13 protein-coding genes and 1 pseudogene are annotated in these 12,114 nt (G+C 69.6%); 4 read left to right on the top strand and 10 right to left on the bottom strand.

Annotation, left to right across the window (positions count from 1 at the left end):
* Positions 1-95 precede the first annotated feature (95 nt).
* Entirely contained in the window at positions 96-1,187 is a 1,092-nt protein-coding gene (locus JOD60_RS07620) for an IS630 family transposase (RefSeq protein ID WP_076690049.1), read from the top strand.
* On the opposite strand, the gene JOD60_RS07625 is transcribed toward JOD60_RS07620, so the two are convergent.
* From JOD60_RS07625 to JOD60_RS17380, 5 genes are read right to left on the bottom strand one after another with little or no spacing between them, the layout of a single operon-like run.
* Positions 1,184-1,357 carry a hypothetical protein gene (locus tag JOD60_RS07625; protein ID WP_157127894.1) on the bottom strand — a complete coding sequence of 58 codons (174 nt, stop codon included), beginning with the start codon at positions 1,355-1,357 and terminating at the stop codon, positions 1,184-1,186. The genes JOD60_RS07620 and JOD60_RS07625 overlap by 4 nt on opposite strands.
* On the bottom strand, positions 1,350-3,041 hold the full coding sequence (locus tag JOD60_RS07630; RefSeq protein ID WP_076690052.1) for an FAD-dependent oxidoreductase: 1,692 nt from the start codon (positions 3,039-3,041) through the stop codon (positions 1,350-1,352). Before JOD60_RS07630 ends, JOD60_RS07625 begins: the two co-directional genes overlap by 8 nt.
* On the bottom strand, positions 3,038-3,418 hold the full coding sequence (trxA, locus tag JOD60_RS07635; RefSeq protein WP_076690055.1) for a thioredoxin: 381 nt from the start codon (positions 3,416-3,418) through the stop codon (positions 3,038-3,040). Before trxA ends, JOD60_RS07630 begins: the two co-directional genes overlap by 4 nt.
* A 24-nt stretch (positions 3,419-3,442) precedes the next feature.
* Positions 3,443-3,817: a rhodanese-like domain-containing protein gene (locus tag JOD60_RS07640; RefSeq protein WP_232321720.1), complete on the bottom strand. Its 375-nt coding sequence runs from the start codon at positions 3,815-3,817 to the stop codon at positions 3,443-3,445.
* Positions 3,814-3,948 (bottom strand): DUF8730 family Cys-rich protein, encoded by a 135-nt coding sequence (locus JOD60_RS17380; protein ID WP_448262326.1) that lies wholly within the window; start codon positions 3,946-3,948, stop codon positions 3,814-3,816. The genes JOD60_RS07640 and JOD60_RS17380 overlap by 4 nt, the downstream gene beginning before the upstream one ends.
* A 311-nt stretch (positions 3,949-4,259) precedes the next feature.
* Between JOD60_RS17380 and JOD60_RS07645 the strand changes: the two are divergent.
* The 3 genes and pseudogenes from JOD60_RS07645 to JOD60_RS07655 all read left to right on the top strand — a co-directional run.
* Positions 4,260-4,718, top strand: a pseudogene (locus tag JOD60_RS07645) (anti-sigma factor); the annotation flags it as partial.
* A gap of 39 nt (positions 4,719-4,757) precedes the next feature.
* Entirely contained in the window at positions 4,758-5,396 is a 639-nt protein-coding gene (locus JOD60_RS07650; RefSeq protein ID WP_076690058.1) for a DNA-directed RNA polymerase subunit beta, read from the top strand.
* A gap of 350 nt (positions 5,397-5,746) precedes the next feature.
* A complete protein-coding gene (locus JOD60_RS07655) occupies positions 5,747-6,631 on the top strand; it encodes an aminodeoxychorismate lyase (RefSeq protein ID WP_076690061.1) in 885 nt (294 codons plus the stop codon).
* Positions 6,632-6,754: 123 nt separating this feature from the next.
* Here the strand turns inward: JOD60_RS07655 and JOD60_RS07660 are convergent, their stop codons facing one another.
* From JOD60_RS07660 to pstS, 5 genes are all read right to left on the bottom strand, one after another.
* On the bottom strand, positions 6,755-7,594 hold the full coding sequence (locus JOD60_RS07660) for an endonuclease domain-containing protein (protein ID WP_084202136.1): 840 nt from the start codon (positions 7,592-7,594) through the stop codon (positions 6,755-6,757).
* A 338-nt stretch (positions 7,595-7,932) separates the two neighbouring features.
* Positions 7,933-8,712: a phosphate ABC transporter ATP-binding protein PstB gene (gene pstB / locus JOD60_RS07665; protein ID WP_076690064.1), complete on the bottom strand. Its 780-nt coding sequence runs from the start codon at positions 8,710-8,712 to the stop codon at positions 7,933-7,935.
* 38 nt (positions 8,713-8,750) lie between these two features.
* The gene (pstA, locus tag JOD60_RS07670; RefSeq protein ID WP_076690067.1) at positions 8,751-9,851 is read right to left on the bottom strand and encodes a phosphate ABC transporter permease PstA; all 1,101 of its coding nucleotides are present in this window, start codon (positions 9,849-9,851) and stop codon (positions 8,751-8,753) included.
* A gap of 1 nt (position 9,852) precedes the next feature.
* Entirely contained in the window at positions 9,853-10,803 is a 951-nt protein-coding gene (gene pstC, locus JOD60_RS07675; protein ID WP_076690069.1) for a phosphate ABC transporter permease subunit PstC, read from the bottom strand.
* Positions 10,804-10,893: 90 nt separating this feature from the next.
* The gene (pstS, locus tag JOD60_RS07680) at positions 10,894-11,997 is read right to left on the bottom strand and encodes a phosphate ABC transporter substrate-binding protein PstS (RefSeq protein ID WP_076690072.1); all 1,104 of its coding nucleotides are present in this window, start codon (positions 11,995-11,997) and stop codon (positions 10,894-10,896) included.
* Between the last annotated feature and the right edge of the window lie 117 nt (positions 11,998-12,114).

Raw genomic sequence — 12,114 nt, forward strand, 5'->3', positions numbered from 1 at the left:
ATTCGTCGGCGTGTGTGCATCGCGGCGGTTCAGTAGTTGTGTGGGGCACTAGTGTGTTGCACCGCTAATTCATTTCTAGTTTTGTAGAATGGAGTATGTCGCGACGAGGACCTGTGCTTCCCGAGCTGACCCTCTCGGATGTGGAGCGTGATCAGCTGGAGCGGTGGGTGCGTCGCCGCAAGTCGGCGCAGGATCTCGCTCTGCGTTCGAGGATCGTGCTGGAATGCGCGACGGGCAGCTCCAACTCCGAGGTATCCAGGCGGCTGTTGGTGTCATTGCCCACGGTGCGCAAGTGGCGGACCCGGTTCCTTGAGCAGCGTCTCGATGGGCTCGTCGACGAGCCGCGGCCGGGACGGCCGCCGCTGATCGGAGTGGACCGGGTTGAGCAGGTCATCGTCGACACTCTGGAATCGACCCCGAAGAATGCGACGCACTGGTCGAGGGCGAAGATGGCCGAACGTTCCGGGCTGTCGCGCTCGACGGTGGGGCGGATCTGGAAGGCATTCGGACTCAAGCCCCATCTGGAGGAGGGTTTCAAGCTCTCCAACGACCCATTGTTCACGGAGAAGGTCTACGACATCGTCGGGCTCTACCTGAACCCGCCGGAGTCTGCCGTCGTGCTCAGCGTCGACGAGAAGAGCCAGGTGCAGGCGTTGGCCCGCTCGCAGCCCGCGTTCCCGCTGATGCCGGGCGTCCCCGAGCGGCGCACGCACGACTATGTCCGGCATGGCACGACGAGCCTGTTCGCCGCGATGAACGTCGCCGACGGCACGGTGATCTCCTCGGTGCATCGCAAGCACCGCTCGGTTGAGTTCAAGAAGTTCCTGACCAAGATCGACAAGAACGTTCCCGAACACCTCGACGTGCACGTCGTCTGCGACAACTACTCCACGCACAAACATCCGACTGTGAAGGCGTGGCTGGAGAAGCATCCCCGGTTCCACATGCACTTCACCCCGACGTACTCCTCCTGGATCAACCAGGTCGAGCGGCTCTTCGCCGAAGTCACCCGCGACCTGTTGCAACGCTCCGACCACCGCAACGTTCAGTCCCTGGAGAGAGACCTCCGCGACTGGGTGAAAGCCTGGAACGAGAACCCGAAACCATTCATCTGGACCAAGACCGCCGAAGACATCCTCGACTCCATCGCCCGATACCTGAAACGAATTAACGGATCAGGACACTAGCCGGTGATCGCGCCGATCGCCAGGAACGTTGCGCACACCCCGGCGGGGATCGCGCACCAGGGCTGGTCGAGCGAGTTCAGCGAGAGCGCCGCGAGGAAGATCCCGGCAAGTGCCATCAGCACCCGTTCTGACCTGCTGCGTGAGCAGGATGCCGCAGCGAGCCTACGCATGCGCGAGCACTCCTGGCCGCTCCAAGACCTCGTTCTGCCGCGCGCCGAGCCAGGCCCGCAGCGTAAGCATGCCGCCCGACAGCGAGGCGGAGTCGAAGCCCGCCTGCACCAGCACGCGGTGGGCGATCGCCGATCGCACGCCCGATTGGCACATGACGCGCACGGCCCGGCCGGCCGCGGCGGCGCGTACTTCGTCGAGGCGGTCCCGCAGCTCGGTGTGCGGGACGTTGAGCGAGCTCGGCACGAACCCCGTGGCGTACTCGGCGGGGGTGCGGACGTCGAGGATCAACGCGTTCTCCCGCGCCTCGTCGAGGTCTTCCGGGTACCAGAGCCGCAGCGTGCCGGCGAGGACGTTCTCGCCCACCATGCCGGCGAGGTTGACAGGATCCTTGGCCTGCCCGTATGGCGGCGAGTAGGCGAGGTCGAGGTCGATGAGATCATCGACGCGCAGGCCCGCGCGGATCGCGGTCGCCAGCACGTCGATGCGCTTGTCCACCCCCTCGGTGCCGACGGCCTGGGCACCGAGCAGCGCACCGTCGGCGGTGCGGATGTGCACGACGAGGTGTACCTGGGCGGCGCCGGGGAAGTAGCCCGCATGCTGGTTCGGGTGCAGGTGCAGGGTGCGGTACTCGATGCCCGCGGCATCAAGCGCTGCGCGGTTCGCGCCGGTGAGGGCGGCGGTGAGTCTTCCGACCCGCACGATCGCCGTGCCGACCGGGTGCGGAAGAGCTCGCGCGTCGTCCGGTCGCAAGATGTCGTCGGCGATCAGGCGTCCGGCGCGGTTCGCGGGTCCCGCGAGGGCTACCGGGCGACGGATGCCGGTGACAGCGTCGACCGACACCGTCGCGTCGCCCGCGGCCCACACTCCCGGGGCGGAGGTGCGGCCGTGCGCATCCACGACGATCGCGCCCCGTTCACAGGTGATGCCGGCCGCCTCGAACGGCGCCGTGTCTGGCCATACTCCGACTGAGAGCACGATGATGTCGGCCGCCAGCCGCGCGCCGTCGGCGAGTACGACCACGTCGGCATCGTCGCCGTGCTCAACGCTCGCGGCGGCGATCCCCGTACGCACCTCGACTCCGAGCTCGCCCAGTTCCTGCGTGATCAGCCATGCCAGCTCTGTCTCCAGCGGCGGCAACGGGTGCGGGGCTAGCTCGACCACCGAGACCTCCAGGCCCTGCCTGGCCAGCGCCTCGGCCGCCTCGATCCCGATGAAGCCCGCACCGAGTACGACGGCCCGCCGGGCGCCGGCGAGCACCTCGTCGCGGAGGGCCACGGCATCCTCCACCGTGCGCAGCGTGCGCACCCGGGGCGAGTCGAGCCCCGGCAGCGGTGGGCGCAGAGCGGACGCACCCGGCGAGAGCACGAGCGCATCGTAGGACAGCTCGTAGGTACCGTCCTCCGTGCGCACCGACACGGTCTTCGCGGAGATGTCGACGGCCGTCACCTCGCTGCCGGTGCGCACGTCCAGAGCGAGAGCGGCGCGAAGCGACTGCGGGGTCTGCACTAGCAGCGACCGCTCCTCGGTGATCTCGCCGCCGACGAAGTAGGGCAGACCGCAGTTCGCGAACGACACGTGCGCGCCGCGTTCGAGCACCACGATCTCCGCGCTCTCATCGAGCCGGCGCGCCCGGGCCGCGCAGCTCATGCCTCCGGCGACACCGCCCACGATCACGATCCTCATCGCACAGCCTCCCGCTCCGCCTTCTGTGCCGCGACCTGTGCGCGCACGGCATCCATGTCCAGGCCCCGCACGCCCGCGATCACCCGGTCCAGCTGCGGTGCACCGAGGGCACCGGGCTGTGAGAACACCAGCACCCCCTCCCTGAACACCATGAGGGTCGGGATCGACGAGATATGGAATGCCGCCGCGAGCTCGCGCTGCGCCTCGGTGTCGACCTTGCCGAACACGATGTCGGGGTGCTGCCCGGCCGCCTTCTCGAAGACGGGCGCGAACATCCGGCACGGGCCGCACCACGCAGCCCAGAAGTCGAGGAACACGATGTCGTTCTGGTCGATGACGTCGTGGAACCCCCGGATGGCGATCTCTCGGGTGGTCATGTCGGGCCTTTCGTGTCAGCGTCGTCAGTCGACGACGGCGAGTCCGGTCGCGGTCGCGGCGTCGGAGAGGCCGCCCGCGTCGTGAACGGAGGTGAAGCCGGCCTGCTCCATCAGCGCGACGGCGCGGGCGGAACGGTTGCCGGACCGGCAGTAGACGAGGTAGTCGGCCGTCGGATCGAGCTCTGCGAGGCCGGCCTCGAAATCGGCGGCGCTGACGTCGAGATTGACCGCACCGTCGAGGTGCCCGCCCTCGTACTCGGCGGGGGTGCGCACGTCGACGACGGTGGTACCGGTCGTCACCTCGATCGATGTCGTCGCCGGCGCACAGGCCGCGACGGTGCCCGCTGCCAGCAGCAGGAGCGGGATCACCAACAGCCGGATGGGGCGCGGCCTGCTCACGCGACGCCCGCAAGGTCGTGTCCGGGGCAGCGGTCCGCCTCGGGCACACCCCACAGCGCCTCCTCAACGTGCTGGCCGCAACCGGCCCACGTCGCCTTGCCGCATTCTGCACACGTCACCCTGCTGCACATCGCCCACTCCTTCGATCAATAAACCCCTGGGGGTATATCGACTATACACCCGGGGGTATGCGATCGAGACCATGTTGTGTGTCTGCCAGACTGGGGCTCAGGTGTATTCCTGACGTATGTCTCTTTACGGCGCAGAGGCCGGCGCTAACGCGAAGCGGTGCGGCAGCTGCGGAAAGTTCAAGCCGCGCGTCGAGTTCAACCGAAAGCGCTCCCGGGTCGACGGCTTGCAAGAGGTCTGTCGAGAATGCAATCGCGCGTCGTCGCGACGGTACTAAGAGCAGAATCGCGAGAAGCACGTCCGCGTCAGTGGGCGCCGCACGTGGGCGCGCGGCGTCTTCGCCCTGGCCGCCTGCCTCGTGCTGCTCGTCGGCATCGGGTGGGGGACCGGTGTCATCGCGAAGCTGTGGAACACGCCTGCCGCGGTCACCGCCCTGGACGAGATCGAGCGCGCCCCCGACGCGGCGTCAGCCGCCGTCGACTTCGACGGCGGCCAGGCGACGGCGCACTGGTCGCAGAGCGTCGGAAAAGTCGTGCTGGTGGCGGAGGGGCTCCCGCAGCTGCCCACCGACCGCACGTTCGAGCTGTGGTTCGTGCGCGGCGACGAGCCGGTGCCGGCGGGCACGTTCGACGCCGACGGCGGCGCGGCGACGGCGGAACTCACCGGCACGATGCAGCCCGGCGACACCATCGCGGTCACGGTCGAACCTGCCGGCGGTTCACCGAGCGGCGCGCCGACGACCGCGCCGATCATCGCCATCCCGACCGTCTGAGCCGGCCCGCCCGCCGGGGTGCGCAGGTACCCTTGACGGGTGAGTGACCAGCCGCGCGACTACCACCGTCCGGTGCAGCGTCCCGCGGACACCTTCGACCGCCGCTTCGGATCGACCGATCCGGCGGACGTCTCCCGGGTCGCGCACGCCACGGCATCCGCTCTGCTGACGCGCGTGCGCGACGAGCCGACGGATGCCGTCATCGAGCGCCTCGTGACCTTCACCGAAGCCCACGGCATCGACACGATCGCCGAGCTCTGGTCCCATTCGCCGGCGAAGTCGCTGCCCGGGACGTTGTGGCGGCTGTACCTGCTGCAGCTCATGGTGCGCGACGACGCCCGCACCGCGGCGCTGCTGTACGAGCGGGGTCGCGCCGTGCTGCGCTCCGCAGACGACGTCGTCGCCGGCGCGCCCACTCCGGCCGGTCCCGAGGAGCTCACCGCGCTCGTCGACGAGATCCTGCGAGGCGTTTTCCGCGGCGACTTCGCCGTCGCGCTCGATCGCGCCGCATCCTTCTGCCGCGTCGAGGCGGCAGGCTCGGCCGACCTCGCCGACGACTACGACGCGACCGAGCCGGAACGGGCGAGCGCCTTCACGACGCGGGCGCTGCGGCTGGACACCTACGCGACCGACCTCCGCGCGAGCGCGGGTCTGTGGCGCCGGGACTCGCTGACCTGAGGGGCGCTGCGCAGGCGAGGCGTTCCGCGGTGCGACGTTCGGCGGGTATGAAAGTGCCGGGCCGCAGAACGCCCGTTGACGTGGCCGCTGCGCGGGAGAGGCGTTGCGCGGTGCGACGTTCGGCGGGTGTGAAAGTGCCGGGCCGCAGAACGCCCGTTGACGTGGCCGCTGCGCGGGAGAGGCGTTCCGCGGTGCGACGTTCGGCGGGTGTGAAAGTGCCGGGCCGCAGAACGCCTCTCGGCGCGTGGCCGCTCGCAGCGGCGAAAGATGGAGCCCGGGGTTACTGCGGCCCGGCTGATCCAGTGTAACGTGCGCGGCCGGCGGGGCATTCCCGCGCCTAGGCTCAGATCATGGCCCTGCACTTCGCGCTGATGATCGACCCCGCGGCATCCGACGATGCCCGCACCGACTTCTCCGAGACGTTCACCGCCGTGGACCCGGCGGCCCCAGCGCTGACGGTCGGGGAGCTCAGCACCCAGCGCGGCGACGGGATCTTCGAGTCGATCGGCGTCGTCGACGGTCACGCGCAGGAGGTCGGGGCGCACCTGAGCCGGCTCGCGCACTCCGCGCAGCTGTGCGACCTGCCGCAGCCGAACGCGCGTCAGTGGCGGGAGGCGGTCACGCGCGCCGCAGCGGAGTGCGGACCGGGCGAGGCCGTCATCAAGCTCATCCTCAGCCGGGGGATCGAGCACGGCCCGACGCCGACGGCGTGGGTGACGGCGGCCACCGCCGCCGACAACACCCGGGCTCGCACCCGCGGCATCCGCGTCGTGACGCTCGACCGGGGCTACACGCTCGACGCGCCCACGCGCGCCCCGTGGCTGCTGCTGGGCGCGAAGACGCTGTCGTATGCCGTGAACATGGCGGCCCTGCGCGAAGCGCACCGTCGCGGTGCGGACGACGCGATCTTCACCACGACCGATGGGTTCGTGCTCGAGGCGCCCACCGCCTCGCTCATCCTCCGCCGCGGCGACACGTTCGTCACGCCCGCCCCGCACGGCGGCATCCTGCACGGGACGACCCAGCTGAGCCTGTTCGACCACCTCGCCGCCGAGGGATACGAGACGGTGTACGAGAACGTCCCGGCATCCGCTCTGCACACCGCCGACGCGGCGTGGCTCGTCTCCAGCGTCCGCCTGGCCGCCCCGATCACCGCGATCGACGACGTCGACGTGCCGGTCGATGCCGAGCTCACCGCCGCCGTCAACGCCTACCTGCTGAGCCCCCGCGACTGACCGGCACGGCGGTGCGCCGGCGCGGCGTGCGGTGCGCTCGCTCTCGTCAACGGCAAGGGATCATGTGCGACACGCCGATATCTCGGTGCGACACGCCGGGAGACCGGGGCGATCCCTTGCCGTTCAGACTCGGCCGACCCCAGCGCCCTCGAGGGTGCTCAGCGCGCCCAGGATCGCCGCCTCGACCAGCTCCCAGTCGTGCACGATCATCGCGTAGTCGAATCGGAGCGTGATGTAGCCCCATGACGCGGCGTGCGCGTCGCGCACGAGATCCTTATGTCGGTGTGACGGGCTGCCGTGGTTGTCCACGCCGTCCGCTTCGACGAGAAGGCGCTCGCCGATGAGAAGGTCGACGCGTCCGACCGCGAAGACCTGCCGTTGCGTCCGCACCCGCAGTCCGCGGCGGCGCAGCCTCCACCGCAGCAGCGACTCGAGGCCGCTGTCCGCGTCGTTGCGGGCGAGCGCGAGCGCTTCGCGGATCGCCGCGTTGGAATGCATACGCAGCCAGCGCATGCCGCTGGTGCCGAGCATGCCCGCTGCCAGCGCCGACTCCAGCACGACGAAGAACTCCTCGATCCCGAAGCACCGGTAGATCTGCAGGAGCATCCGGGGAAGAGACGGGGCGGATGCCGGGGCGCCGCGCGGCCCGTCATCCCAATGCTCGACGCAGGCGCAAGCCTGCGATGGGTGGTAACTGCGCTGTCCGCTGCACAGCCAGACATGCGCGCGATGATCGGCGGTCAGCACCCACAGTCCGAGGTGTCGTGCCGCCGTGATGCAGGCGGCACGGCCGCCGTGCTCGGCCACGGCGCGCAGTGCGGGGCAGATCGTCGGTGCGACGTACACCCCGCGGCGGGCACGGACCAGCGACCCGTCGGCGATCCGGGCGGTCAGTATCGTCCCGGAGACGCCGCCGGCGCGCATGCCGGACGTGGTGAAAACGGAAGCGCGGGCATCACACATGCGGCCCATCGTGGCGGTGCCACGGTCGACTCGGAGGCGCGTGCGCAGCATCCGTGGACAGTCGCCGGAAAACGCAGGCTGTGGAGAGGGCGATGATCCCGGGCGGGCAGATGCCAACTGCAAGGGATCGTCAGCGACACGCCGCGATGCCTCGGCGCGAGGCGGCGTGTCGCGCAGAATCCCTTGCAGTTAGTACGGCGGATGCCGCGGCGCGCCCCGACGCGGCGCGCCTGCCCCAGCATCCGCCCCCCAGCATCCGCCCCCAGCCGCTCCCAGCCGCCCCCCGGCCTCCTGCCCCCCAGCGTCCGCCCCCCCGGCATCCGCCCCCTGCGACGCGCTTATCCGAAGCGGCCGGAGACGTAGTCCTCGGTGGCCTGCACGGAGGGCGTCGTGAAGATCGTGCTCGTGTTGTCGTACTCGATGAGCTTGCCGGGCTTGCCGGTGCCGGCGATGTTGAAGAACGCGGTCTTGTCCGAGACGCGGGATGCCTGCTGCATGTTGTGCGTCACGATGACGATCGTGTACTCCTGCTTGAGCTCCTGGATGAGCTCCTCGATCGCGAACGTCGAGATCGGGTCCAGCGCCGAGCACGGCTCGTCCATCAACAGCACGTCGGGGGAGACGGCGATCGCGCGCGCGATGCACAGGCGCTGCTGCTGACCGCCGGAGAGGCCCGATCCGGGCTTGTCGAGGCGGTCCTTGACCTCGTTCCAGAGGTTCGCGCCCTGGAGCGACCGCTCGACGAGCGCATCGGCGTCGCTCTTGGAGATGCGCTTGTTGTTGAGCTTGACCCCCGCCAGCACGTTCTCCTTGATCGACATCGTCGGGAACGGGTTGGGGCGCTGGAACACCATGCCGACCTGACGACGCACGAGCACGGGGTCCACTCCCGGCCCATACAGGTTGTCGCCGTCGAGCAGCACCTCACCCTCGACGCGGGCGCGGGGGATGACCTCGTGCATGCGGTTCAGTGTGCGCAGGAACGTCGACTTGCCGCATCCGGACGGGCCGATGAAGGCGGTGACGGAGCGGGGCTGGATCTCCAGTCCCACACCCTCGACGGCGAGGAAGTCGCCGTAGTAGACGTTGAGGTCGTTGACTTCGATGCTCTTGGACACGATGGTTCCTAACGGGGCGGATGCCGGTGGGCGGCCGGTCAGCGGCCGGTCTTCGGGGCGAACACCTTCGCGACGATGCGCGCGATGAGGTTCAGTGCCATGACGATGAGGATGAGGGTGAGGGCGGCGGCCCACGCGCGGTCGACGTAAGCCTCGGGCGGAATGCCCTTGTAGGCGTACTGCGAGTAGATGTAGACGGGCAGCGTCTGCATGCGCCCGTCGAACAGGTTCTGGTTCATCGCGTCGGTGAACCCGGCGGTGATCAGCAGCGGCGCCGTCTCGCCGATGACGCGGGCGATGGCGAGCATGACACCGGTCGTGATGCCGGCGATGGAGGTCGGCAGCACCACCTTCACGATCGTCAGCCACTTCGGCACGCCGAGGGCGTACGAGGCCTCGCGCAGCTCGTTCGGCACGAGGCGCAGCATCTCCTCGCTCGAGCGGACCACGACAGGGATCATCAGCACCGAGAGCGCGACGGCGCCGGCGAAGCCCATACGGACACCCGGCCCGAAGATCAGGGCGAACAGCGCGTACGCGAACAGACCCGCGACGATCGAGGGGATGCCGGTCATCACGTCGACCAGGAACGTGATGGCGCGGGCGAGGCGCTTCTCCTGGCCGTACTCGATGAGGTAGATGGCGGTCATGAGGCCGATCGGCACCGAGATGATCGCGGCGGTCAGCGTGATCAGCAGCGTGCCCCAGATCGCGTGGACGGCGCCGCCGCCCTCGCCGACGATGCCGCGCATCGAGCTGGAGAAGAACGTCGCGTCGAACCGTGCGATGCCGTTGCTGACGACGGTCCAGCCCACCGACACCAGCGGCACCATGGCGATGGCGAAGGCGCTGGAGACGATGCCGGTGACGAACCGGTCGAACGCGCGGCGCGCGCCCTCGACGATGCGGGAGATCGTGTAGATCAGCACCAGATAGGCGATGACCGACAGGATGAGCCAGCCGGCGATGGAGAACTCGCCGCCGGCGGCGGCGCCGAGCACCCCGTAGATGGCGCCGAAGACCGCGAGGGAGCCGACCAGCAGCGCCCAGGGCGCCCAGCGGGGCAGGTGACCGGAGGTCAGCGGGATGTGCGCGGGGGCGGCCGGGCGGACCGGCGCGGGAGCAGGGGCGGTGGCCATGTCAGTTCGCTCCCGAGAATTCCTTGCGGCGGCTGACGATCCAGCGCGCCACCGCGTTGACCGCGAAGGTGACGATGAAGAGGATGAGGCCGGTCGCGATCAGCACGTTGATGTTGAGGGCGTAGGCCTCGGGGAACGTGAGGGCGATGTTGGCCGCGATGGTCGAGGGGTTCTGCGAGGTCAGCAGCTGCAGGGTGAGCACGTTCGTGGCCGAGAGGACCATCGCGACCGCCATCGTCTCGCCGAGGGCCCGGCCGAGGCCGAGCATCGAGGCCGAGACGATGCCGGAGCGCCCGAACGGGAGCACCGCCATGCGGATCATCTCCCACCGGGTGGCGCCGAGGGCGAGGGCCGCCTCCTCGTGCAACACCGGCGTCTGCAGGAAGATCTCGCGGCAGATCGCGGTGATGATCGGCACGACCATCACCGCGAGGACGAGGGCGGCCGTGAGGATCGTGCGGCCGGAGTTGAGCACCTGACCGGAGAAGAGCGGGATCCACCCCAGGTTCTCGTTCAGCCAGTTGTAGGTGGGGACGACCGAGGGGGCGAAGACGAGGATGCCCCACAGGCCGAAGACGACCGAGGGGACCGCGGCGAGCAGGTCGACGATGTAGCCGAGACCCTGCGCGAGACGGCGCGGCGCGTAGTGGGTGATGAACAACGCGATGCCGAGCGAGAGCGGCACCGCGACGAGCAGGGCGAGGAACGCCGCCCAGATCGTGCCGAACAGGAGCGGGCCGACGTAGTCCCAGAAGTTCGTCGTCAGCAGCGACGCGCTCTGACTGTCGGCGCCGAAGGCCGGCAGCGACTGGACGATGAGGAAGATCGCGACGGCGGCGAGGGTGACGACGATCATCGAGCCCGCGAAGACCGCGGTGCCGGAGAACCACAGGTCGCCGGGGCGCCGCTTGGCGGCGATCCGCGGGGGAGCGTCGGCGGTGGATGCTGTCATCGCACTCTCTCTGGTGAGGGAACTCGGGTGGGGTGGTGCCGGTCACGGGCCGGGCGGCACCCCGCGAAAGCGGGATGCCGCCCGAGCGCGTTACTTGATGAGGGCGATCGCCGCGAGCGACTTCTCGCGCAGGTCGTCCGAGATCGGGGCGCTGCCGGCGTTGGTGGCGGCGGTCTCCTGACCGGCCTCGCTGACAGCGGTCTCGAAGAAGCCCTTCACGAGGGCCGCGACGTTCTCGTCCTCGTACTGCTCGCACGCGATCAGGTAGCTGACGAGGAGCACCGGGTAGGCGCCGGCCTCGGTCGTCGTGCGGTCGATCTTGAAGGCGAGGTCGCCCTCGGTGCGGCCGTCCTCGATGGCGGAGGCGTCGAGCGTCTTGGCGGCGCCCTCGGCGGAGTGCTCGACGAACTCGTCGCCGACCTTCACGGCCACCGACGAGATGCCGCCGGCCTGCGACGAGTCGGCGTAGCCGATCGAGCCCTCGCCGGCCTTGACGGCCTCGACGACGCCCGAGGTCTTCTCCGCGGCCTCACCGACGACACCGGCGGGCCACTCCTCGACGGAGCCCCACGTCCAGATGTCCGCGGCGTTGGCCGACAGGTAGTCGGTGAAGTTGCCGGTCGTGCCCGACTTGTCCGAGCGGTGGACCGGGTTGATGGGGAGGTCCGGCAGGGTCGCGTCGGCGTTGTCGGCCGCGATGGCCGGGTCGTTCCAGTTGGTGATCGTGCCGGCGAAGATGCCCGCGACGGTCGCGGCGTCCAGGTTCAGCGCGTCGACGCCGGGGACGTTGAAGATGATCGCGATCGGCGAGATGTAGGCAGGGATCTCCACCAGGCCCGAGTCGGCGGCGCACGCGCCGAAGCCGCCCTCGGCGATCTCGTCGGTCTTGAACGCGCGGTCGGAGCCCGCGAAGTTCACGGCGCCGGCGAGGAAGGACTCGCGGCCCGTGCCGGAGCCGGCCGGGTCGTAGTTGATGACGGCGTCGGGGTTGGTCTGGTTGAACAGCGCGGTCCACGACTGCACGGCGACCTGCTGCGACGAGGCGCCCTGGCCGTTGAGGGTGCCCGTGAGGCTGGGGGCCTGCGAGTCGGTGGCAGCCGGGGTGGTGCCGCCTTCGTTCGCGGCGCAGGCGGTGAGCGAGAGGGCGGCGACGGCCGCGACTGCGCCGATCTGGGCGAGGCGTGTGAGCTTCACGTGTGTGTTCCTTCGGGTTGTCATGGAAATGCGCCCCTGGTGCAGGGCTCGCCATGACGGTAGACACCGACTCTTACCAAAGTGGGCTGTGGTGGTGAACGACAGGTGAACGGCCGG

The organism is Microbacterium aurum, assembly GCF_016907815.1.
Classification (GTDB): domain Bacteria; phylum Actinomycetota; class Actinomycetes; order Actinomycetales; family Microbacteriaceae; genus Microbacterium; species Microbacterium aurum.